This window comes from Burkholderia sp. MSMB1459WGS, from assembly GCF_001534535.1.
Taxonomy (GTDB): Bacteria; Pseudomonadota; Gammaproteobacteria; order Burkholderiales; family Burkholderiaceae; genus Burkholderia.
The window spans coordinates 157,362-180,713 of sequence record NZ_LPMU01000052.1 but is presented as its reverse complement, the minus strand read 5'-3'; the positions used below and the strand labels follow the sequence as shown (position 1 = coordinate 180,713).

The following is a 23,352-nucleotide window of genomic DNA, read 5'->3' as shown; positions in this document are numbered from 1 at the left end:
CGTGGCGGTACCGGTAAAAAAGGGGAAAAGGGAGAAAGCGGCGCGCGGGCCGCTGCCGCTTACGCGGCGTCGAGTTCGCGGCCGCGGGTCTCGGGCAGCGTCAGCGCGGCGACGATCACCACGCCGTACGCGGCGACCGCGAAGATGCCGATGCTCGTGCCGAGCCCGTATTGCTTCGACAGCGCGCCGATCAGGAACGGAAACAGTGCACCGATCGCACGGCCCACGTTGTAGCAGAAGCCCTGGCCGGACCCGCGCACGCGGGTCGGGAACAGCTCGGTGAGGAACGCACCCATCCCCGAGAAAATGCCCGACGCGAAGAAGCCGAGCGGGAAGCCGAGCCACAGCATCGAAGCATTGGTCAGGTTCAGCGACGTGTACGAGAACGCGATCACCATCGAGCCGACCGCGAACAGGATGAAGTTCGGCTTGCGGCCGAGGCGGTCGGTCAGGTACGCGCTCGTCAGGTAGCCAACCCACGAGCCGAGGATGATCATCGCGAGATAGCCGCCAGTGCCCATCACCGTGAGGTGCCGCTCGGTCTTCAGGAAGGTCGGCAGCCACGTCGTGATCGCGTAGTAACCGCCCTGCGCGCCGGTCGTCAGGAGCGCCGCGCGCAGCGTCGTCGTGATCAGCTTCGGCGCGAAGATCTCGGTGAGGCGCGGTGCGTCGGCCACTTTCGCCTGCGCGGCCTTCTCCTTCTCGTAGACGTCCGGCTCCTTCACGTAACGGCGGATCGCGACGACCAGCAGCGCGGGCGCGAGCCCGACGAGGAACAGCGCGCGCCACGCCTGCTCGGCCGGCAGCACCGAAAACAGCAGCGCATACAGCAGCGCGCACAGCCCCCAGCCGATCGCCCAGCCCGACTGCACGAGGCCGACCGCCCTGCCGCGGTCGCGCGCGCGAATCACCTCGCCGATCAGCACCGCGCCGGCCGTCCATTCGCCGCCGAAGCCGAAGCCCATCAGCGCGCGCGCCGCGACCAGTTGCGGGTAGTTCTGCGCGAGCCCGCACAGCGCGGTGAACACCGCGAACCACAGCACCGTGAGCTGCAGCGTGCGCACACGGCCGATCCGGTCGGACAGGATGCCGGCGATCCAGCCGCCGAGCGCCGACGCGAGCAGCGTGATGGTGCCGATGAAGCCTGCGTCGGCAAGCGAGATGCCCCAGGTCGCGACGAGTGTCGGGATCACGAACGACAGCATCTGCGTGTCCATTCCGTCGAGCATGTAGCCGACCTTGCAGCTCCAGAACGCGCGGCGTTCGCGCGGCTGCGCATCCGCGTACCACGAGAACAGGCCGCTGCGCGCGCGGCTCGCGGGCTCGGCGGCGGGCGCCGCGAGGGTCTTGCTTTCCATGGTGGTGCTCCTGTCGTGATGCGCCGTCGAATGGCGTGTGGTGTGTCGCGGGTACGTGGCGTAAGGGGTGTGCGGCCGGTCAAAACACGGCCAGCGACGCGTTCGTGATGTCGGTCATCAGCATGTGGCCGGGCGTATGCGCGATCGCGATCGGCAGCTTCGCGTCCATCAGCGCGGTTTGCGGCGTCACGCCGCACGCCCAGAACACCGGCAGTTCGCCGTCGCGGATCGTCACCGCGTCGCCGAATTCGGGCGCGTTCAAATCCTCGATGCCCAGTTCCCGCGGATGACCGATATGGATCGGTGCGCCATGCACGCCCGGGAACCGGCTCGTGATCTGCACCGCGCGGATCGCGTCGGCGCCGCGCAGCGGCCGCATCGACACGACCAGTTGGCCGCCGAAGATTCCCGCGCGGCGGTTCGCGATCGACGTGCGGTACATCGGCACGTTGCGCCCTTCCTCGACGTGGCGCAGCCCGATCCCTTCGCGGGCGAGCATGTCCTCGAACGAAAACGAGCAGCCGATCGCAAATACGACGAAATCGTCGCGCCACAGCGCTTCCAGCGATTCGACCTGCTCGGTCAGGCGGCCGTCGCGGTAGACGTTGTAGCTCGGTACGTCGGTGCGGATGTCGAGATCCTCGCCGAGCGCGTCGAGCCGGAACGCGCCCGATTCGCCAACGCCCAGCAGCGGGCAAGCCTTCGGGTTGGCCTGGCAGAAGCGCAGGAAATCGTGCGCGTACGCGTCGGGCAGGATCGCCAGGTTCGCCTGGGCAAACGGGCCGCAATGGCCGGCGGTCGGGCCGCGGAACGCGCCGCGGCGCACGGACTGGCGGAATTCGGAAGGCGTCATGATGGTCGGTCGCAGAATCGGGATGGCATGGCGATGACGGTGGCGTGTCATCGGATACGGCGAAGAATAGAAAAGAAAAAAATTTGTCGCCAACGAGTTTTTTTGCGTCCGTTGTATAGAATTTCTTAACGGATCCGCGGGTTTTCCCCGGTCCCGTTCATTTTTCGTCGCCGGCAAGCTGCGCATCCACTGCTCGCCCGACCGCCATGAACACGCGTTTTCTCGAAACCTTCGTCACGCTCGCGAAGCTGCGCAACTTCCGCACGACCGCGGCCGCGCTGCATGCGACGCCGGCCGCGATCTCGCAGCGCCTGAAAGCGCTCGAGGACGAACTGCATACGGTACTCGTCGATCGCGACAGCCGCGCGTTCCGGCTCACGCCGAACGGCGAATACCTGCTCGGCTATGCGAAAGCCGTGGTCGAGGCGACGCAGGAACTGCAGGCCGCCGCGTCCGGCGAGCGCGCGCTGCGCGGCAAGCTGCGGCTCGGCGTGATCGAGACGGTCGTGCACAGCTGGCTGCCGCACTATATGCGGCGGCTCGCGGCCGACTATCCGCAGCTCGAGATCGATCTGACCGTCGACGTCAGCGTCGTGCTGCAACGCCGGCTGATGGCCGGCGAGCTCGACCTGATCATCCGCGTGGAAGGCAGCGACGAGGCGTCGGTCGTATGCGACGCGCTCGCGAACTACCCGGTGCGCTGGATCGCGCGCGCGGGGCTGCTGCCGAACCTGCGCACAGGCCTCGCGCGGCAGGTGCTGCGCCAGCCGATCCTCACCTACGGGCGCGGCACCGCGCCCCATCGTGCGCTGGAAGACATCGTCCGCACGCTCGCGCATGCGCACGGCGTGCCGCTGTCGGAGACGCGCATCACCGGGTCGCCGTCGATCTCGGTGATCGTGCAACTGGTGCGCGACGGCTTCGGCGTTGCCGCGATTCCGGTGCTGTTCGTCGATGCGCTGATCGCGAGCGGCGAAGTCGTCGAGCTGCCGCTGCAGCCGTCGCCGCCGTCGATCGTCGTGTCGATGTCGCGGCGGGCGGACGCGCCGCGGTTCGTGCACGGCGCGTCGATCGCCGCGCGCGCGGCGTGTCACGAGTATTGCGAGAAGAGCACGCGGTTGCTGGTCGAAGCGCTTTGACCTGGCAGCGGCAGACGACGCGCGTTCGACATCGCCGCGCGAATCGCCCACAATCGCGTTCGGCGCGCCGCCACGTCGGCGCCGCGCGTCGCGAATGAGGGCCGGGCCGTCCGGCATTCGTCGCCTCGCATGACCGTGCACGACAGGAAGGCAACATGCAGATTCGCTCCGCTTCGCCCCGCCTGAACCTCGCGCGCGTCGTGATCGTCGCGCTGTATGTCGCGTCGCTGCTGCTGCCCGTCGCGGCCGAACCGCCGAATGCGGCCGGCGCGGTGAGCTGGTTGCACGGCTACACGGTGCTCGCGCTCGGCGGGCTCGCGATCCTCGACCTGCAATTCGCCTGGCTCGGCAACCCGCTGCTCGTCGTCGCGCTGCTCAGGCCGAGCCGTACCGTGTCGGCGCTGCTGGCCGTGGTCGTGGTTTTTGCGCTCGGGTGGCATACGATCCCGACCGACGCGAACTACGAAACGATCCGCACGTTCGGGGCCGGGTACTACTTATGGATCGCGGCGATGGCGGGCGCCGCCGCGCTGCCGTGGATCGACGGGCGCGCGCGGCAGGATGGCGGTGCGCCGAGCCGTGCGGTCGGTGCCGCGGGCGGGATCGTGCCGACCGGCGCAGGCCCAGGCGCAGGGACAAACGCAGCCGCCGGCAGCCCGGCCCGACCGAATGCCGCGCCGTCGTCGACCCGCCCGTCTACCCGGCAAAGCGGCTGGACCGTGACCGCAACCGATACGCGCATCGCGTCGACCGACCAGACCGGGACGACGCGCGGCATCGCGCTGTCCGACCTCGGCGCGATCCTGATCGAAACCAACGATCACGGGCCGTTCGTGTCGGACATCTGGTGGGTCCTGTTCGATACGAACAAGCAGTTCGCGTGCGGCTTTCCGCAGGACGCCCAGGGCGCGAAGGCGGCCGTCGACCGGCTGCTCGACCTGCCCGGCATCGACCACCGCAAGGTCATCGACGCGCAGACGTCGATCCAGAACGCGACCTTCCCGATCTGGGAGCGCGCGGCGGGCAAGCCGGGCGGCCCGGGAAAAGCCGGGGCGGCCGCCTGACCCGGCACCCCTTACGCGGATGGCGCCGCATGCGGCGGCGTCAGCTTGCCGTCGCCATACTCGCGAAGCACCTGCGAAATCACGACACGATACCCGTCCAGCCAGCGCGCCTGCTTCGCCTTGGCTTCGAGATGCGCGGGATGCTGGATCAACTGCCGCAGCGCCGCCTCGGATTCCCAGTAATAGACGTTCTGGATCAAGCCGGCTTGCGCGTTCTCCCACGTTTCCTCGCCGAGATAGCCGGGCGTCGCGCGCGCCATGTCGGCGATCTGCCGGTCGAGCCGGTGGAATTCGTCGTCGTACTGGCCGGCGCGAAAAATGAAAGTCGACGCGTACATGCCCGCTCGCTCTGCAACGATTGAAAGAGCGCCAAGTGTAAGGCACGCGCGGCGTGCCGCGATCGTCAGGCGGCGAGCGAAGCGGCGTCGACGCGATCGTCGAGCCACGCTTCGATGCGTGACGCATCGTCGCGCGTGGCGGCGGCGGATGCCGGCGTCGCCGCGAGCGCTCGTCGCGCCCGCTCCAGCGCCTGCGCGAAGCCACGCAATTCGCGCGTCGCGGGCCGGTCGTCGGCATGTCGGCGCGCGAGCGCCGCTTCGATGTTCGCGCCGATCAAGGTCAGTTGGGCGTCGACGAAGTCGATGCACAGCGCGCGGCAATGCGCGGAAACCTGAGCGACGGCCAGCAGGGCCGGCACGATCGACACGGTCAGGTAGCCGCCGGGCGCCAGCCGCGACAGCGCATCGCTCACGCCCGGCCCGCCGTCGGCCAGCGACGCGAACACGGCGTCGCGCCACACCGCGCGCTCGAACACGAGCGCATCGCGATGCGCGTCGAGCATCGCACGATCCTCGACCTGCCCGGCCGTCACCAGCGGAATCGGGAACGCCGATACCTCGGCAGACTGCACGCTCGCGGCATCGACGATGCAATTCGCGCCGAGCCACGCCGCATCGCCGCGCCGCGTCGCGAGCACGCGTGCCTGCAACCGGTCGGGCAGCATCGGATCGAGCGGCACCGCGCGGCAGATCGACGGCTTGTTCGCGTGCACGCCGCAGCGGCCGTCGTCGGCCAGCGCCGCGCAACGGCCCAGCGACGGATAGTCGTAGCCTTGCAGCGTCAGCGCGAGCCATTCGCCATGCACGCGGCCGCGATGGAACAATCGGTCCGCCAGCGCATCGGCCGCCGCGACGTCATCCGCATCGAGCGAATGCTCGCGGCCGCCCGCTTGCCAGCGTTCGCCGATGCGCCGCTTCGGCACGCGGCGGATCGTCAACGCGCCGACGAAGCGGTGCCGATGCCGGAACAGTTCGCGCAACGACAGCGTCGGCGCACTGTTGCAGCAGCGTCCGCACGCGTTGCACGCGAGCAGGTAGGTGTCTACCACGGCCGCCGCACCGAATCCTGGTAGCGCGTGAGGATGAAGCGCGCGACCTCGTCCGAGTGATACGCGGCGACGAGCTGCGCGACCCACGGCTTCGCGCGATCGGCATCGCGCACCGTGAGCACGTTCGCATACGGCGAGCGCGCATCCTCCAGGCTGATGCTGTCGCGCGCGGGCTGCAGCCCGGCGCGGGCCGCCTCGTCGCTGTCGATCGCGACGAACGCGGCCGTGTCGAGGGCCGCGTAAAGCCGGTCGCGGCGCAGCGCGACGAATTTCAGCCCGAGCCGGTTGCCCGTCACGTCGCGCAGCGTCGCATGCAGGCCGGCCTTCTCGCGCAGCGTCACCAGCGTGTCGTTCTGCAGCAGCACGAGCGCGCGCGCCATCCCGCGCGGATCGGCGGGAAGCGCGACCGTCGCGCCGGGTTGCAGTTCGTTCAGACTCCTCAGCTTGCGCGAATACAACGCCATCGGCAACGTGACGGTCGGCGCGACTTCGGTCAGCGCGTAGCGCATCCGGGCGCGGGTCGCGGCAAGCTGTTGCGCATCCTCGAAGCTGGCCGCGTCGATTCGCCCGTCGGCCAGCGCCGTATCGATGCGCGATGCATCGTCGAATTCGACGACGTCGATGCCGAGCCCGCGCGCGGCGGCCACCCGCTTCACTTCGTCGAGAATCTGCGCATGCACGCCGCGCGTGACGCCGACGCGCACGGCCGGCGCCGCGGCTTCGGCAGCCATCGCCGCCCCCTGCTGCATCGCCGCGCACGCAATCAGCAACCATGCAGAAACGAATCGCCCGATGCCGACCGTCATGACGCGTCCCTCAGGATCGTGCGAAACCCGATATGCGACGCGCCGAGATCGGCCTCCTGTTGTTCGCGAGACGATGCGCGATAGCGCACGCAGTAATCGCGCGAGCACAGGAACGAGCCGCCCTTGATGACCATCGGCGTATCGTGCCGGCGCGTCGGCGGCGCGACGGCCGCCGTGTCGCCGTTCGTGTGGGATTGATGCGGGCCCGTGTACGCGTCCTTCGTCCATTCCCACGCGTTGCCGATCATGTCGTAAAGACGAAAGCCGTTCGCCGCATAGCAGCCGACGGGGGCCAGCCCCGCGTGGCCGTCCTCCGCCGAGTCGAGCACCGGAAACGCGCCCTGCCAATAGTTCGCGGCCGGCTTGCCCTGCGCGTCGCGCGGCGCCGCATCGAGCGATGCGTCGTCGCGGCCGGCCTTGCCCGCGTACTCCCATTCGGCCTCGGTCGGCAAGTCGCGGCCGAGCCAGTGCGCATACGCGAGCGCATCGCGCTGCGTGACGAGCGTCACCGGCAGGTTGCCGAGCCCGTCCACGTCGCTGCCGGGCCCGCGCGGATGCCGCCACGACGCGCCCTTCACCCACGACCACCAAGCGAGGTCGCGCGCGTTCATCTCGTCGCGCGTCGGCACATGGAACACCGCCGCGCCGCCCTGCTGCTCGGCCTCGGTCACGTAGCCGGTCGCCTGCACGAATGCCGCGAATTGCGCGATCGTCACGTCGGTCTGGTCGATCCAGAAGCCGCCGACGCGCGTGCGGCCGTCGCCGACCGGACGCTCGTCCGCGTAGCCGCGCGTGCTGCCGAACACGAACGCGCCGCCGCGCAGGTGCACCATTCCGGCCTTCGGATCGTCGCGCCACTTCGACGGCAGCCCCGAATAGCGTTCGCACTGGCGTTCCGAACCGAGCGGCGCGAGCGCGCGGCCGCGATTCAGGTCGTCGAACGCGCCGCCGGCCGGCGTCGCCGGATTCGCATAGCCTGCCGCGAACGCGGCGGCGAACAGCGTGGCGGCCAGCGCCGCGCCGATCGTCCAGAAGCGGAACCGCATCGTGTCGCCCCTCGCGCTCAGTAGTAGCCGCGCGGCCGCAGCGGCTCGACGCCGCCGACGCTGCTCATGTAGGCCTTCCACTGGTCGACGAGCGTGCCGATCACCGACGGGTTCTGCGCGGACACGTCCGTCGTCTCGCCGCGATCCGACGCGAGGTCGTACAACTGCCAGTGACCGTCGAGCGGCCCGAGCGGCGGCTCGGTCCACAGCGCCTTCCAGCGGCCGTCGGCGCTGCGCAGGTACGCGCGGCCGTACGCTTCGTCGCCGAACGCCGTCGTGTGCACTTCGCCCGTCACCGAGCCCGTGAGCACCGGCAGCAGCGACTGGCCCGTGACCGGATACACGTAGCGGTTGTTGTAGACGACCTTGCCCTTGTTCTGGTCGACGCCCGTCAGCGTGTTGACGAGCGGCGGCGCCGGCTGCGACGGCGGCGTGACGCCCGCGACCGCGAGGAACGTGGCCGTGTTGTCGGTCACGTGCGTGAACGCGCGCAGCGGCGGCAATGGCTGCGACTGGCCCGGCAGGTGCACGATGGTCGGCGTCGATACGCCGCCTTCGCCCGAATAGCCCTTCGTGAGCCGGAACGGCGCCGCGCTCACTTCGGCCCAGCGCAGCCCGTACTGCAGGCGCTGCGCATTCTGCTTGCCGTTGTCGGTGCCGAGCGCCGAATAGGTCGGCTCCTGCGCGTTCGCGGTATCGGTCGCGGTCGGGTCGGCGCCGGAATCGATCGGCCAGCCTTCCGCGCCGTTGTCCGACTGGAACATGATGAACGTGTTGTCGTATTCGCCGATGTCCTTCAGATGCTGGATCAGGAGTCCGATGTTGTAGTCGAGGTTCTCGACCATCCCCGCGTAGATTTCCATGTAGCGCGCCTGCGCCCGGCGCTCGGCCGGCGACAGGCTCGACCACAGCTTGTCGACCTTGCCGGCGCCGTAGTCGACGTAGCCGTCCGCGGCCGAATGCACTGCGCTGACGTACTTCGCGCCGGCCTTGCCGTCGTTCGCGGTCGCGGGCGATGCGGCCGTCGTCTCCGGCAGTCCGTCGAACGGTTTGAAATCGGCGGGTATCAGGCCGAGCGCCTTCTGTCGGGCAATCCGCGCGTTGCGGATCGCATCGTAGCCGGCGTCGTACACGCCCGCGTACTTGTGCAGCCACGGATCGGGCACCTGCAGCGGCCAGTGCGGCGACGTATAGGCGGCGTATGCGAAGAACGGCTTGCCGTCCTGCTTGTTCGCATCGATGTACGAGATCAGCTTCTGCGTATAGAAATCGGTCGAATAGAACACGGCCGGGCTGCCGCCCGCGCCCGGTTGCCCGGGCTGGCCAGGCTGCACGTAGCGGCCGTCTTCCGTGTAGTTCGACGAGCCGGCCGGCTCGTGCGCGAAGTGGTTCGTCGCCGCGCCGCCGAGCAGCACGTAGCTGCGCTCGAAACCCCACTGGTCGGGCGTCTGCCCGCTGCCCGTCGTACTGCCGACGATCCCCGAGCCGATGTGCCACTTGCCCGCGATATACGTGTGATAGCCGGCGTCCTTCAGCAATTGCGCGAACGACAGCGCGCGGTCGTTCAGATAGCCCTCGTAGCCGGGCAGCCCGCGCCGCTCGTCGGTCGGCACGCCCATCGTGCCTTCGCCGACGAGATGATGATCGGTGCCGGACACCAGCATCGCGCGCGTGATCGCGCAGACGGCGCCCGTGTGGTGGTTCGACAGGATGCGGCCCGACGCGACGAGCGCGTCGAGGTTCGGCGTGTTGATTTCGCCGCCGAACGCATGGACGTCGGAATAGCCGAGATCGTCGGCCATGATGTACAGGATGTTCGGGCGCTTGGCCGACGGCGCCGCGCTGGCCTGCGGCGGCGGATCGCCGTCGACGCCGCCGCACGACGCGAGCGACACCGCGCCGGCGATCGCGGCGCAGACGACACGGAAACGGAAAGCATGCAACGGCGACGCGGACTTTTTCATTGTTGTGGAACGCTCGATCTACGGGATCGGCGATCTTAGCGTCGCGCGCGCGGCGCCCAAAGTCGGATTCGTCACATGCTAACGGGGTGGGGGAATATGCGTCCTCGATCGGATAATGAATATCGGCGCCAGCACATGCACGCATCGATCGACGAATGCTGAAATCGCGGAAATACTGAAAATTCTCTCGACCTGCGAAGGGTCTGTCGATGGAGCGAACAAAGAAACTGGCATGGCTCTTCCTGGCGTCAGGCGGTGCTTGCTTCCTGTTATCGAACAAAAACGACGAACATCGATAACGCCGCGAAGTGCCTCATCCGGAAGCGGGGTAACGCGTTCACATACGTTCACCCCGCCCGCTCCGCCACCACCGGCATCGCACGTCGCGACGCGATCCGCAGCGCGAGCACGCCGCCCGCCAGCAACGCGACTGCGACGAGCAGCAGCGCGAGGTCGTACGAATGCGTGACGTCCTTGATCCGCCCCATTACGGGCGGCAGCGCGAGGCCGGCAATATTCGCGACCGCATTGATCAGCGCGATCGAAGCGGCGGCCGTGAGGCCCGACACATACTCGGTCGTCACGGCCCAGAACACGGGCGTCGCGGCCCAGTTGAAGCCGACCGCGAGCACCAGCAGCGCATACGCGACAGGCAGCACCGGCGTATAGATCGCCGCGACCAGCAATGCGCCGGCCACCAGCATCGGCACGCCGAGATGTAACGCGCGTTCGCCGCCGAGATCCGAATGCCGGCCGTTCAGATACATCGCGACACACGCGAACAGGAACGGCAGCGCGGACAGACTGCCGACCGCGAAGCTCGATTGCCCCGACAGGCTCTTCACGAGCAGTGGCAGGAACAGCGTGAGGCCGATCGTGCCGAACGCCTGCAGCAGCCAGAACGCGGCGAGTGCCCATACCTTGCCATCGCCGAACGCGCGCCGCAGCGCGACGCCGTGCGACAGGTGCTCGCGCGGCGCGCTGTCGCGCAGCGTCGCTTCGAGCCACGCGCGCTCGTCGGCCGGCAGCCAACGCGCGTGCGCGGGCGTGTCGGGCAGGCGGCGCAGCACGACGAAGCCGAGCAGCAGCGCGGGCACACCCTCGAGCAGGAACAGCCAGCGCCAGCCTTCGACGCCGAGCATGCCGTTCAGGTTCAGCAGCGCGCCGGACAACGGCAACCCGATCACCGAAGCGAGCGTCGCGCCGATATAGAAGAACGACATCGCGCGCGCACGATCGCTCTGCGGATACCACGCCGACAAGTAGTAGATGATGCCCGGCGTGAAGCCCGCCTCGGCCGCGCCGAGCAGCAGGCGCATCGCGTAGAGTTGCCCCGGCGTATGGACGGCGCTCATCGCGGCCGCGACGAGGCCCCACGTGATCATGATCCGAGCGATCCAGCGGCGCGCGCCGACACGCGCGAGGAACAGGTTGCTCGGCACCTCGAACAGGATGTAGGTCACGTAGAACAATCCCGCGCCGAGTCCGTACATTTCGGCGCTGAGGCCGAGGTCGGCGTTCATCTGCAGCGCCGCGACCGAGATGTTCGAGCGGTCGATATACGCGACGAGGTACAGCAGCATCAGGAACGGAATCAGGCGCAGGTTCAGGCGCCGCATCGTGACGGCGTGCAACTGCGGGGCGGCGGCGGTCATCGGCTTGTCTCCTGGATCGTCTCGCGGGACGGTATGGCCGCCGCGCGCACGGCGGCGGCATCGTCGCGCCGAGTGAAGCGCGGCGTCATGCAAGCCAGTCTAGGAGCCGCGCGAAATTCGCGTCAATTACCGGGACGTCGTCTCGATATGTGAGATGCCAGCGAAAGCCCGTCAGCCTGTGCGTTCAGTAACGCATCACGAGAAACAGCCATGCCGCCGCCAGCGCCATGCAGGGTCATGCGAGCATGCCATTCGTCTCGCCGAGCGCCACCAGCGCAATCGGCACGGGCACGGTCGCGGGCGAAATCGGGAAGAACGGCGCCGACACGCGAGACGCTTCGCCGTATCGCACCATCATGAACAACAGCGAGATCGCGATCGGCGAATTGCAGATCACGAGGTATGCGAGCGTCGATGCGGCGCCCCCTGCCTGTCTCCGTCATCCGACGCCAGCACCCGCGGGATCTCGTCGACCAGCGCATCGACGACGACGCGCACCTTCGACGGCACGTGCCGCGACTTCGGCCGCACCGCGAACACCTCCGCGCCCGACACGCTGTTGCTGTCCATCACCAGCGCGAGCCGGCCGTCGCGCAGGTACGGCGCCATCAGCCAGCACGGCAGCCATGCGAGGCCCGCGCCGGCGGCGGCGGCCTCGGCGATCGCCTGCAGGTCGTCGAACCGCAGGCGCCCGGCCACGCGGTGGTCGTGCGCCTGGCCGTCCGCGCCGATGATCCGCCACGGCACCGGCTGCCCGCCACGCGAATACGCGATGCCGACGTGCGACGCGAGTTCGTCGAGCCCCGACGGCCGGCCATGACGTTCGAGATACGCGGGCGATGCGCAGATGCCCATGCGCTGCACGCCCAGCCGCCGGCCGACGAGCGCGCTCGTATCGGCCAGCTCGCCGATGCGCACCGCGATGTCGAAGCCGTCGTCGATCAGGTCGGCCACGCGGTCGCTGAACGACACGTCGATTTCGAGCCGCGGATGGCGCTCGACGAGACGCCGCATGACCGGGGCCACGCATTGCCGCCCGAACAGCACGGGCACGCTGATGCGCAGCCGCCCGGACGGCTCGCGCCGGCCCGCGTCGAGCGCGGCCTCCGTTTCGCCGAGTTCGGCCAGCAACCGCCGGCACTGCTCGTAATAGACGCTCCCTTCGTCGGTCAGGTTGAGTTGGCGGGTCGTGCGCTGCAGCAGCCGCACGCCGAGACGGTGCTCGAGCCGCGCGACGACCTTCGCGACCGCCGAACGCGTGACGCCGACGCGCAGCGCCGCCGCCGCGAAGCTGCCCGACTCCACGACCTCAACGAATTCCGCGACGCCTCTCAGCCGCTCGTCCATGTGATTCCGCTCCGGTTCGTTCGCAGGTTTGTGTCCCGCATGGAAACAGTTCGTGGCCAAACTCTCGCCAATGCGTCCCCACACGCAACACTATGATAGTCCCGTCCCCATCGAACCAGGAGTCGAACATGCATGCATGGCAACTGAAACCGGGCGACGGCGTCGCCGGGCTCCGGCGCATCGACGCCGCCCGTCGGCCGGTCGGGCCGACCGACGTCGTCGTGAAGATCCACTCGGCCGGGCTGAACTATCGCGACCTGATGTTCGCGCGCGGCGATTATCTCGGCATCGGCGACGCGCCGCTGATTCCCGTGGCCGACGGCGCGGGCGAAGTCGTCGAAACCGGCCGCGACGTCACGCGCTTCAAGCCCGGCGATCGCGTGATCAACACGTATTTCCCGCGCTGGATCGACGGGCCGCCCACGCCGGCGAAAGTCTCGGGTTCGCCGGGCGCGCAATTCGACGGCGTGCTGGCCGAACACTTCGTGTCCGACGAAACCGCGCTGGTCGCGATTCCCGCGCATCTCGACTACGACGAGGCGGCGACGCTGTCGTGCGCGGGCGTGACCGCTTGGAATGCGCTGTTCGCCGACGGCGGCGCAGGCCCCGGCTCGACCGTCGTGCTGCTCGGCACGGGCGGCGTATCGATCGTCGCGCTGCAGCTCGCGCATGCGGCGGGGCTGCGGACGATCGTCACATCGTCGAGCGACGCGAAGCTCGAACGCGCGCGTGCACTCGGTGCGGATGCAACGATCAACTATCGCGCGACGCCCGAATGGCAGCATGAAGTGCTGCGGCTCACCGACGGCGCGGGTGCGGATCTCGTCGTCGAGGTCGGCGGACGCGACACGCTGCCGCGCTCGGTCGCCGCGACGAAGCTGGGCGGCATCGTGTCGGTGATCGGCGGCCTCAGCAGTTTCGGCGGCCCCGAACTCGGGCTGCTGTCGCTGATCGGCGGCATCCGGCGGCTTCACGGGATCATGGTCGGCAGCCGCGCGATGCTCGACGACGTCGTCCGTCTCGTCGACGCGAAGCGGATCCGGCCCGTCGTCGATCGCGTGTTCGGCTTCGACGAAGCGCCGGAAGCTTATGCATACCTGCAGTCGGGCCAGCATTTCGGCAAGGTCGTGATTCGCGTCGCGGCGTGACGGGAGAAAGCGGCGCGATGCGCGGTCACGCACGCGCATCGGCGGCGACGGGCGACGAGTCTTCCTTCGTCCGTTACCGCCGCTTGACCGCACGCCGTCAGAACCGGTGACGAATCCCCGCATGCACCATCAGTTGCTTGGACGTCGACGACAGGTCCGCCGCGCCGGGGATGAGCGCCCGATCGAGCGACGAACCCGTCGCGTCGCCCGCAACCCGCTGATACGCGCCCATCAGGTACACGTCCGTTCGCTTCGACAGGTCGTAGTCGGCCATCAGCCCGATCGAATGGATCTTCGGCTTCGCGCTGCCCGTCGTCGCGTCGTAGCGCACCGTCGTGTACACGTACTGCGCGCCGACGAAGCACGCGGGCGTGAACTGGTATTTGCCGTTCAGCTCGAAGTTCTGGTACTTGATCGCCGTCACCGTGCCGCCGGCGAGCAGCCCCGTCATGGGCGCGATCGTCTCGTCGCCGAACAGGTAGCCGACGTTCGCGGTCGGACGCGTGACGTTGCTGTTCGTGTACGCGAAGCCGACCGTCGCGAGCCCGGCCGTGTAGTTGATCCCCGCCCCGAAGATTCGCAGCCGCGCCGACGCAAAGTTCGCATCGGCGCCGACCGAACCCGAACCCGCGACCGCGCCGCCGGACGTCGCGCCGGGGTCGTTCGCGTTCAGGAACGCAGCGCCGACCAGCAGCCCGCCGTGCTCGTACCGCGCGCCGGCGCTCCACACCCGGTTGTTCGCGAAGCCCGTGTCGTTGCTGAAGCTGTAGGTGCCGCCGAACGAGAAACCAGAGAAATCCAGGCTCGCGTACTTGACCGTGTTGTCGACGCGGAACGTGTTGCCCGTGTTGTCGTTATCGAGCGGATGCGAGAACGGATAGACGCCCCAGCTCCCGTTCGCGGTCGTCGGCGCGAGATAGTCGACCACAGAATCGTATTGCCGGCCGAGCGTCAGCGTGCCGTAGCGCGTGCTGCCGAGCCCGACATAAGCCTGCCGCCCGAACATGCGCCCGCCCTGCGCGAGCGTGCCGGCGTTCACGTTGAAGCCGCTCTCGATCTGGAACAGCGCGCTATAGCCGCCGCCGAGATCCTCGGCGCCTTTCAGCCCCCAGCGGCTGCCCTGCGCGAAGCCGCTCGCCATCTGCCACGCACCGTGGCCGCCGACGTCGTTCGTATAGTCGATACCCGCGTCGACCAGACCGTAGAGCGTGATGCTACCCTGCGCGAACGCAGGCGCTGCGCACAGCGCCGGAATCGCGACGAAAAAAATTCTCCAGTTCATTCGTTATCCTTATTCGTTTTTCCGGGCCTGCACGTGAATGCCCGCGCGATTCGCAGGCCGTGCAGGCGGTCATTCCCGGTATCCGGCGCGCGGTCGATCGCGCGCGGGGTCTCCTCACGTGCGACGCGCCGACAGCACGCCGCGCGGCTCACTTCGCGCCGTAGATGTCGAAATCGAAATACTTCCGGTTGATCCGCCGATACGTGCCGTTTGCGAGAATCGTCGCGAGCGCGCGATTGAACGCGTCGCGCAAGTCGGTGTCCTGCTTGCGCAGACCGAGCCCGTCGCCCTGCCCGAAGTACTTCGTGTCGTCGATCGCTTCACCGGCGAATGCAAAGTCCTTGCCCTGCGGCTTCTTCAGGAAACCGTCGCTGGCCGCGATCGACGCCTGGAACGCCGCGTCGAGCCGCCCCGTCACGAGATCCGCGTAGACCTGGTCCTGGTTCGGGTAGGACACGATCTGCACGCCGGCCCGCTGCCAGTTCGCGATCGCATAGTCGGCCTGCGCGGAGCCCTGCTCGACACCGATCCGCTTGCCCTTCAGCGATTCGGCCGTCGGCAGCAACGGCGAACCCTTGCGCGCGATCAGCCGCGCAGGCGCGTTCGAGATCCGGTTCGTGAACGCGATCTGCTGCATCCGCTTCGGCGTGATCGTCATCGACGACGCGATCACGTCGAACTTGCGCGCGAGCAGCCCCGGGATCATCCCGTCGAAACTCGACTCGACCCACACGCAGCGCGCCTTCAGTTCCGCGCACAGCGCATTCGTGATGTCGATCCCGAACCCGGTCAGCGTGCCGTCCGGCAGCTTGTACTCGAGCGGCGGGTAGGTCGGATCGACCGCGAGCCGGATATCCTTGCCCGCCCAGTCGCCTGCATGTGCGGCCCCTGCCGCCAGCGCCATCGAGAGCGCCGCCATCCACTGCTTCATTGCCGTCTCCTCGTGTAGATCGTGAATCGAATTCGTCCGGCGCATCGGGCGCCGGTTCGCCGCGTGCGCCGCGTCACGCGAGATATCGCTCCGCCAGCGCGACCCAATAGCTCGCGCCCGTCGCGAGACATGCATCGTTGAAGTCGTAGCCGGGGTGGTGCAGCCCGCATCCGGTCGCGCCATCACCGTTGCCGTCGCCGTTGCCGATCGACAGGTAGCTGCCCGGGCACGCGTTCAGCATGAACGCGAAGTCCTCGCTCGCCGCGATCGGCCGCAGCTGCGGAATCAGCGCGCCGTCGCCACCCCATTCGCGCGCGACTTCGCGGGCGAATGCCGTTTCCGCCGCGTGATTGACGAGCACCGGATAGGTGTGCCGGTAGTCGATCTCGGCCGTCGCGCCATAACTCGCGGCCTGCCCGTGCACGACCTCGCGGATGCGCCGCTCGAGCAGCGTGCGTACGTCCGGCGACAGCGCGCGCACGCTCAGTTCGAGCTCCGCGTGCGGCGGAATCACGTTCGACGCGGCGCCCGCATGGATCGCGCCCGCCGTGACGATCGCCAGCTCCTGCGGATTCACGTTGCGCGACACGATCGTCTGCAGCGCCATCACGATCGATGCGCAGACCACCACCGGATCGACCGTCGTGTGCGGCGCGGCGCCGTGCCCGCCGCGGCCCGCCACGCGCACGCGCACCTCGTCGGCCGACGCCATCGCCGGGCCGTCGCAGAAGCCGAGCACGCCGGCCGGCAACCCCGGCACGTTGTGCATCGCGAACACCGCGTCGCACGGGAACCGCGTGAACAGCCCGTCGTCGAGCATGCGCTTCGCGCCGCCGAGCCCTTCCTCCGCCGGCTGGAAGATCAGGTTCAGCGTGCCCGTGAAACGCGCGCGCACCGCGATGCAGCACGCGGCGGCGAGCAGCATCGCCGTATGGCCATCGTGGCCGCACGCGTGCATCACGCCGTCGTGCCGGCTCGCATGCGGCAGCCCGGTCGTCTCGCGGATCGGCAACGCGTCCATGTCCGCGCGCAACCCGAGCCGCTTGCCGGCGCCGCGCGCCAGCGTGCCGACCACGCCGGTGCCGCCGAGGCCGCGCTCCACCCGATAACCCCATGTTGTCAGGTGCTCGGCGACGAGATCGCCGGTCGCGCGTTCCTCGAAGCCGAGCTCGGGATGCGCGTGCAGCCGGCGGCGCAGCGCGATCATCTCGGCTTCGATCGCTGCCATTTCGGGAAAAATTCGTGTCTGGCCCAACCCCGATACTCCTTCGCTACGTTCCGGTTGCCGATCGCCGGAGGGCGGATCGTGACGGGATCGTATGCAGCGAAAATCCGGGCGAACAGCCGCGGTTTCGTTATGATGACAACCTTTCGTTGTCGGGTATCGCACCATGAAGCTGCATCAGTTGCAGGCGCTCGTCGCGAGCGCGGAGGCCGGCAGCATCCGGGGCGCGGCGCGCACCCTCGGGCTGTCGCAGGCGGCCGTCACGCGCGCGTTGCGCGAGCTGGAGGCAAGCGAGCGCCTGCCTCTGCTCGTGCGCGCGCCGGAAGGCATCGGTTTTACCGAATACGGGAAAACCCTTCTCACGCATGCGAAGCTCGTGCTGAAGCAACTGGAGCACGCGCAGAGCGATCTCGAACGGATGCGCGGGCGCGTCGAGGGGCGGCTGAGCGTCGGCGTCACGCCGTGGCTCACCATGACGTTCCTGGCGGAAGCGGTGCTGCGTTTTCGAGAACGGACGCCCGACGTGCGTCTCGAACTCTACGAAGCGTTGATCGCCGTCGCACAGCCGCTACTGCGCGACGGCACCATGGATTTCGCGCTCGGGCACGTGCAGCCGGGCAGCGCGCAGGAATTCGCGTTCGAGCCGATGCTGCGTTACGAGACCTCGGTGATGGTGCGCGCCGGCCACCCGCGCGAACGCGCGCGATCGATCCACGACCTGCTCGACAACGATTGGGTGCTGAATTTCGCGGCGGATGGCCAGGCGGCGCTCGTCGACTACCTGTTCACGCGCCACGGCGCGCAGATCGACGAGCGACGCATCGTGCGCGCGCAATCGGTCGCGATGCTGCAGACGATGCTCGAGCAGGCCGACATGTGCACGTGGTGCCCGTCGATCCTCGCCGCCGTGCCGCCGTTCGGCGAGCGAATGCGCGCGCTGTCGCTGAAGGAGAGCTTCGAGCCGCGCGAGCTCGGCATCGTCACGCGCCGCAGCAGCACGCTGAGCGAGGCCGCACGCTGCTTCATCGATTGCCTGCTGCAGGTCATCCGGCGGCACGCGCGCTCCGCGCGCAAGGACGATCTCGCGTTGTTCAGGACGGTGTCGCTGCTGATCTGACGCGCCCGCGTCGCGCGTCGTGTCCGGCGACGGCCTCCGTGCGCCCGAGCCGGCGCCGCTCCCAAAGCGCATTCGCGCAAATGCTTTTCCGAATCCGTTATTGGATCGCGTCGCCGCGCATTTCTATACTCGTCAGCACTCTCTGTTAAAGAGTGCCAGCCAATTTCGACAGAACAGCACAGGACGAAAAAAAATGAGCCTACGCCCCTTGCACGATCGCGTGATCGTGAAGCGACTCGATCAGGAAACCACCACCGCATCGGGCATCGTGATTCCCGACAGCGCAGCCGAAAAACCCGACCAGGGCGAAGTGATCGCCGTCGGCCCCGGCCGCAAGGACACGGACGGCCAGCGCATCGTGCCCGACCTGCAGGTCGGCGAGCGCGTGCTGTTCGGCAAGTACGCGGGGCAAGCCGTCAAGGTGGACGGCAACGAGTTTCTCGTGCTGCGCGAGGAAGACATCGTCGCGGTCGTCAATCAATAACGGAGCGCAATCATGGCAGCCAAGGAAATCATTTTCAGCGACGTCGCCCGTGCGAAGCTCACCGAAGGCGTCAACATTCTCGCGAACGCGGTGAAGGTCACGCTCGGGCCGAAGGGTCGCAACGTCGTGCTCGAACGCAGCTTCGGCGCGCCCGTCGTCACGAAGGACGGCGTGTCGGTCGCGAAGGAAATCGAACTCGCGGACAAGCTGCAGAACATCGGCGCGCAGCTCGTGAAGGAAGTCGCGTCGCGCACCAGCGACGCGGCCGGCGACGGCACGACGACAGCCACCGTGCTCGCACAGGCGATCGTCCGCGAAGGCCAGAAATACGTTGCGGCCGGGCTCAATCCGCTCGACCTGAAGCGCGGCATCGACAAGGCCGTCGCATCGGCCGTCGACGAATTGAAGAAGATCAGCAAGCCGACCACCACCAGCAAGGAAATCGCGCAGGTCGCGACGATTTCCGCGAACGGCGAGGAGTCGATCGGACAGCGCATTGCCGAAGCGATCGACCGCGTCGGCAAGGAAGGCGTGATTACCGTCGAGGACGGCAAGTCGCTCGCCGACGAGCTCGACGTCGTCGAGGGGCTGCAATTCGACCGCGGTTACCTGTCGCCGTATTTCATCAACAATCCGGACAAGCAGATCGCCGAGATCGAAAACCCGTACATCCTCCTGCACGACAAGAAGATCTCGAATATCCGCGATCTGCTGCCGGTGCTCGAACAGGTCGCCAAGTCGGGCCGGCCGCTGCTGATCATCGCGGAAGACGTCGAAGGCGAAGCCCTCGCGACGCTCGTCGTGAACAACATCCGCGGCATCCTGAAGACGGTCGCGGTCAAGGCGCCGGGCTTCGGCGATCGCCGCAAGGCGCTGCTCGAGGACATCGCGATCCTCACCGGCGGCCAGGTGATCGCCGAGGAAACCGGCCTGACGCTCGAGAAGGCCGCGCTCGCTGATCTGGGCCAGGCGAAGCGCATCGAGGTCGGCAAGGAAAACACCACCGTGATCGACGGCGCGGGCGATGCGAAGAACATCGAAGCGCGCGTGAAGCAGATCCGCGTGCAGATCGACGAGGCGACGTCCGACTACGACCGCGAGAAGCTGCAGGAACGCGTCGCGAAGCTCGCGGGCGGCGTGGCGGTGATCAAGGTCGGCGGCGCGACCGAAATCGAGGTGAAGGAGAAGAAGGATCGCGTCGACGACGCGCTGCATGCGACGCGCGCGGCAGTGGAAGAAGGCATCGTGCCGGGCGGCGGCGTCGCACTGATCCGTGTGCGGCAGGCGATTCGCGAGCTGAAAGGCGCGAACGCCGATCAGGACGCGGGCATCAAGATCGTGCTGCGCGCGCTGGAGGAACCGCTGCGCCAGATCGTCACGAATGCGGGCGAGGAAGCGAGCGTCGTCGTCGCGAAAGTCGCCGAAGGCACGGGCAACTTCGGGTACAACGCGCAGACGGGCGAGTACGGCGACCTCGTCGAATCGGGCGTGCTCGATCCGACCAAGGTCACGCGCACCGCGCTGCAGAACGCGGCGTCGGTGGCCGGACTGCTGCTGACGACCGATGCGACCGTGTTCGAAGCACCGAAGGATGCGGCGCCGGCTGCCGCCCCGGGCGGCCCGGGCGCGGGCGGGCCGGGATTCGATTTCTGACGACGTGGCAGCGTGCGCGCCGGTTCGCCGGCGTGCGCGCGGCCAGGCAGGACCCTGCCACGATCGATGAACTGTCGACGGAGGAAGGCTCGGGCGTAGTGTGCTGCCGGCGCCGATCCGGCGTGCGTGCCGCGCTACGGTTTCAGCGTCGAGAAGAAGCCGGTCGCTGCGTGTCTGACCGGGCAGCATGAAAACGCTTGCGGCGGCCCGCGAAGGCCGCCGCAAGCGGGCGAACATCGAAGCACCACTATGCGAGTGCAGTCGGGGAAGCAGAACCAACAATAATTTATTGCCTGATCAGCGCCGCAGGAAATGCAACGACGGCCGCGCGCTATCACAGCGCGGTCGGCGGCAGGTTGGAAATGGAAGGCGATGACCGTTCGATGTCGTGCATCGAACAGTTTTAAAAGGCCGGATGAACCAATCCGTCATCTCGTGTTCGAGGCAATGGAATGGGCAGCTCACGCCCCGCGAGTTGCGGCGGTGACAGGGCTGAGGATGGGTTCGATAGAAGGCGAACGTTCACGTGCCGACGGCGTCAAGCTGTCCGACAGCGATCTCGATTCCAGATAAATCAAGCCGGACCGACCAGCTTTGTAACACCGCGCAGAACCGCGGGTGCTCACCCGTGCCGCAACGTTTGCTGAACCAGTGAAAGCAGCCAGAGTACAAGCCAGATTCGCGCAAGATACATCCACAGACCATGCCTCACGTTCGGAGCACAAATCCAGGCAGTGCGTACCCATGCGGCGATCAATACGAGTTGCAAGCAGAGCAGCGGTACCAGGTAGATCTTCGGCGTCGACAGATCAACCATGTGCCGGACACAGACGTTGATCAAAAACATGGCCACTCCGGTGGGAATACCGAGTCCCCACCAGACTTTCCAGAGAGGCTCATTTCCGGCCCATGCATTTTTCAGCATTGATATCTCCACGATCGGCAACGGATGGCTTACCCCCAGGTTGCCTCTTGCATCGCACCGGCTAACGAATTGCGACCAATTGCTCCAGATGCCCGACAGGGGCTTCCGCAAATGGCTCTTTGCTTTTACGTGTCTCGATCAGAATTGCGCCGTAAGCTGAAACCCAAGTGTTATGCGCGCGGTCTCGAATCCGGAAGGCTTGTACACCGGGGTGCCTGCAAAGAGATCGTAGGCATATGCGCCGAAGCGCGTCGCGACGCTACCCTTCACGCCGATCACTGCTCCGGCGAGTTGCGTGCCGACCAAGGCGACCGGTTCCGGTCCCCATACGCGGCCGTAGTCGAGCCCGGCATAGGCCGCGAGCCCGGTCTGCGCGATCGGGACCTGCAACTCATTGCGCCAGTAGAACCCGCGTGATGCTGCCAGCAGCGTTTCGCCGTCGAATCCCCGCACGGTATAACGGCTGCCGATCGTGACGCTGTCGAGGTACGACACCGTGTTGCCTGTGTACTGACCATGAAAGGTCGTCACGTATTTGAACGGCTGCGTACCGATGACGAACGGTGTCGACAAATTCGCATCGAGCACGACCATCTTGAATCTGTAAGTCTGGCCACCCTCCGCCGCGAACATGCTGTCGGTCGAGCCAAGCCATCCGAGCCCTTGGCGATAGGCAAGCGAACCGTCGAACTGCGACGAGCCGAAATAGTGTCGGTCGTTCAGCCCGAATTCGAGAAAGGTCGCATTCTGGTGCGACGACGGTATCGTCGTGCCTTCGATGTAGCTGTCGCCGAAACGGCGCGTCAGGCGAACCTGTGCACCGAACACATCGTTCCGGCTGCGGCTCAGTACGCGGTTGAGCTTGAAGTCGACCGTCTTCATGTTGCCGCTGGCAACGAACGTCTGGTTCACGGCCGCGAGCGGTTGAAAGTACGTGCTGGTATAGGCCGATAGCGTGCCGGTCCAGTAACCCCAAGGAACCGAGTAGAACGCGTTCCAGCCGTGCGAACCGAAACGCTTGTCGCCAAATTCCAGGTCCTGGTTGAAACCGACGTTGAAAATGTCGTTCAAGCCCAGCGGGTTATCGATGCCAAGCGATACGTTGCCTTGCAGTTTGCCGGTTGCGCGCGTGCCCGAGTTGTCGATGGACGCCACGACGGTCCATGGTTTGCCGCGCTTCACGTCGAGGACGACGTCGCTTTCGCCAGGCATGTCGCCCGGTGCAATCCGCATTGACACATCCTGACTTGAGACACGCTTCATCTGCTCGAGCCCTTGTTCGATGTCGCGCAGGTTCAACACGTCGCCGTCGCGAGTCGGGAATGCGGTCTTCCACGTTCCGCGCAACTTTTCGTCCTCGAAACGCACGTGGCGGATCACGCCCGGAATCAGGGCAAGCTTCAATGTGCCGGTGGACAAATCCTGCTCTGGAACGAGTACGCGGGTAGTGATGTAGCCGCGTGCGAGGATGGCTTGTGATAGTCCTTTTACGATCAGGTCGACGCCTTGCTTACCAACGCATTGGCCGGCGTAGTGCGCGAGCCAGTCGCGCGCAAAGGCGAAGCGATCCATCGGCAAGGCTGATGCGCCTTGCGCCTTTGACGCGGCCGATAGCGAGTCGGGCACGTCGAGCCCGAAATGATCAATTCGAAAGCACGGTGTTTCGGTCGGCAATACCGGATAGGCTTCCGGGCGCGGCACGTCCGAGCGCACGCCCGGCGCTTGCACGGTGGCTTCTCGCTGCAGCGCATCACGGCGCTGCTGAGCTTGCTGATTCTGCTCGGCGTTCGCGCGGGCAGCGGCGGCCTGGTCACTGGGAGACGGCGCCTGTTGTGCTTGCGCAGCAAGCGTGATCAGAGTAGTGATTGGTAAAACCGCCAGCCGTCTGGTCGTTTTCATTTAGTTATGTTTTGAATTGATGGGAATAGACAACAAACATCTCCGTTATCGATACAACACTGATCATCA

General features: G+C 67.1%; 20 protein-coding genes and 1 pseudogene. 6 read left to right on the top strand and 15 right to left on the bottom strand.

Translation table 11 applies throughout. The features are described from left to right. Positions 1-59 precede the first annotated feature (59 nt). Together WT97_RS20335 and WT97_RS20330 are read right to left on the bottom strand one after the other, a co-directional pair. Positions 60-1,358 carry an MFS transporter gene (locus WT97_RS20335; protein WP_059504322.1) on the bottom strand — a complete coding sequence of 433 codons (1,299 nt, stop codon included), beginning with the start codon at positions 1,356-1,358 and terminating at the stop codon, positions 60-62. A gap of 79 nt (positions 1,359-1,437) precedes the next feature. Further along, positions 1,438-2,211, bottom strand: coding sequence for a putative hydro-lyase (locus WT97_RS20330; protein WP_059794782.1), 774 nt, complete (start codon positions 2,209-2,211; stop codon positions 1,438-1,440). 206 nt (positions 2,212-2,417) lie between these two features. On the opposite strand from WT97_RS20330, the gene WT97_RS20325 reads away from it, so the two are divergent. Continuing rightward, a complete protein-coding gene (locus WT97_RS20325) occupies positions 2,418-3,350 on the top strand; it encodes a LysR family transcriptional regulator (RefSeq protein WP_034205491.1) in 933 nt (310 codons plus the stop codon). A 155-nt stretch (positions 3,351-3,505) separates the two neighbouring features. Continuing rightward, positions 3,506-4,414: a hypothetical protein gene (locus WT97_RS20320; protein WP_059794785.1), complete on the top strand. Its 909-nt coding sequence runs from the start codon at positions 3,506-3,508 to the stop codon at positions 4,412-4,414. A gap of 11 nt (positions 4,415-4,425) precedes the next feature. Here the strand turns inward: WT97_RS20320 and WT97_RS20315 are convergent, their stop codons facing one another. From WT97_RS20315 to WT97_RS20285, 8 genes and pseudogenes are all read right to left on the bottom strand, one after another. After that, complete coding sequence (locus tag WT97_RS20315) at positions 4,426-4,752, bottom strand: antibiotic biosynthesis monooxygenase (protein WP_059504328.1); 327 nt, start codon at positions 4,750-4,752, stop codon at positions 4,426-4,428. A 65-nt stretch (positions 4,753-4,817) separates the two neighbouring features. Further along, complete coding sequence (locus tag WT97_RS20310) at positions 4,818-5,801, bottom strand: YkgJ family cysteine cluster protein (protein WP_059794787.1); 984 nt, start codon at positions 5,799-5,801, stop codon at positions 4,818-4,820. Further along, positions 5,795-6,607, bottom strand: a complete 813-nt coding sequence (locus tag WT97_RS20305; RefSeq protein ID WP_059794790.1) for a MetQ/NlpA family lipoprotein — start codon at positions 6,605-6,607, stop codon at positions 5,795-5,797. Before WT97_RS20305 ends, WT97_RS20310 begins: the two co-directional genes overlap by 7 nt. Beyond that, on the bottom strand, positions 6,604-7,653 hold the full coding sequence (locus WT97_RS20300) for a formylglycine-generating enzyme family protein (protein WP_059794793.1): 1,050 nt from the start codon (positions 7,651-7,653) through the stop codon (positions 6,604-6,606). Before WT97_RS20300 ends, WT97_RS20305 begins: the two co-directional genes overlap by 4 nt. 17 nt (positions 7,654-7,670) lie before the next feature. Next, positions 7,671-9,617, bottom strand: coding sequence for an arylsulfatase (locus WT97_RS20295; RefSeq protein ID WP_060354237.1), 1,947 nt, complete (start codon positions 9,615-9,617; stop codon positions 7,671-7,673). A 347-nt stretch (positions 9,618-9,964) separates the two neighbouring features. After that, the gene (locus tag WT97_RS20290; RefSeq protein WP_059794797.1) at positions 9,965-11,272 is read right to left on the bottom strand and encodes an MFS transporter; all 1,308 of its coding nucleotides are present in this window, start codon (positions 11,270-11,272) and stop codon (positions 9,965-9,967) included. Between the two features lie 235 nt (positions 11,273-11,507). After that, positions 11,508-11,690: pseudogene (locus WT97_RS33200) on the bottom strand (EamA family transporter); the annotation flags it as partial. Further along, a complete protein-coding gene (locus WT97_RS20285) occupies positions 11,666-12,619 on the bottom strand; it encodes a LysR substrate-binding domain-containing protein (RefSeq protein WP_059794800.1) in 954 nt (317 codons plus the stop codon). The pseudogene WT97_RS33200 and the gene WT97_RS20285, both read right to left, overlap by 25 nt. A 128-nt stretch (positions 12,620-12,747) precedes the next feature. On the opposite strand from WT97_RS20285, the gene WT97_RS20280 reads away from it, so the two are divergent. After that, positions 12,748-13,767 carry an NAD(P)-dependent alcohol dehydrogenase gene (locus WT97_RS20280; protein WP_059794803.1) on the top strand — a complete coding sequence of 340 codons (1,020 nt, stop codon included), beginning with the start codon at positions 12,748-12,750 and terminating at the stop codon, positions 13,765-13,767. A gap of 97 nt (positions 13,768-13,864) precedes the next feature. Here the strand turns inward: WT97_RS20280 and WT97_RS20275 are convergent, their stop codons facing one another. The 3 genes from WT97_RS20275 to WT97_RS20265 all read right to left on the bottom strand — a co-directional run bounded on the left by WT97_RS20275 (position 13,865) and on the right by WT97_RS20265 (position 17,208). After that, the gene (locus tag WT97_RS20275; protein ID WP_059794806.1) at positions 13,865-15,049 is read right to left on the bottom strand and encodes a porin; all 1,185 of its coding nucleotides are present in this window, start codon (positions 15,047-15,049) and stop codon (positions 13,865-13,867) included. A gap of 148 nt (positions 15,050-15,197) precedes the next feature. Beyond that, positions 15,198-15,980, bottom strand: coding sequence for an ABC transporter substrate-binding protein (locus WT97_RS20270; protein ID WP_059794808.1), 783 nt, complete (start codon positions 15,978-15,980; stop codon positions 15,198-15,200). Between the two features lie 73 nt (positions 15,981-16,053). Further along, entirely contained in the window at positions 16,054-17,208 is a 1,155-nt protein-coding gene (locus WT97_RS20265; protein WP_373558397.1) for a M20 aminoacylase family protein, read from the bottom strand. 163 nt (positions 17,209-17,371) lie between these two features. On the opposite strand from WT97_RS20265, the gene WT97_RS20260 reads away from it, so the two are divergent. From WT97_RS20260 to groL, 3 genes are all read left to right on the top strand, one after another. Next, a complete protein-coding gene (locus WT97_RS20260; protein WP_060354236.1) occupies positions 17,372-18,322 on the top strand; it encodes a LysR substrate-binding domain-containing protein in 951 nt (316 codons plus the stop codon). A gap of 193 nt (positions 18,323-18,515) precedes the next feature. Further along, positions 18,516-18,806: a co-chaperone GroES gene (locus tag WT97_RS20255; protein WP_011694564.1), complete on the top strand. Its 291-nt coding sequence runs from the start codon at positions 18,516-18,518 to the stop codon at positions 18,804-18,806. 12 nt (positions 18,807-18,818) lie between these two features. Continuing rightward, on the top strand, positions 18,819-20,459 hold the full coding sequence (groL, locus tag WT97_RS20250; protein WP_059794813.1) for a chaperonin GroEL: 1,641 nt from the start codon (positions 18,819-18,821) through the stop codon (positions 20,457-20,459). A 622-nt stretch (positions 20,460-21,081) separates the two neighbouring features. On the opposite strand, the gene WT97_RS20245 is transcribed toward groL, so the two are convergent. Together WT97_RS20245 and WT97_RS20240 are read right to left on the bottom strand one after the other, a co-directional pair. Beyond that, positions 21,082-21,384 carry a hypothetical protein gene (locus WT97_RS20245; RefSeq protein WP_082741981.1) on the bottom strand — a complete coding sequence of 101 codons (303 nt, stop codon included), beginning with the start codon at positions 21,382-21,384 and terminating at the stop codon, positions 21,082-21,084. Positions 21,385-21,522: 138 nt separating this feature from the next. Then, positions 21,523-23,283, bottom strand: coding sequence for a ShlB/FhaC/HecB family hemolysin secretion/activation protein (locus tag WT97_RS20240; protein ID WP_059794817.1), 1,761 nt, complete (start codon positions 23,281-23,283; stop codon positions 21,523-21,525). Positions 23,284-23,352 lie beyond the last annotated feature (69 nt).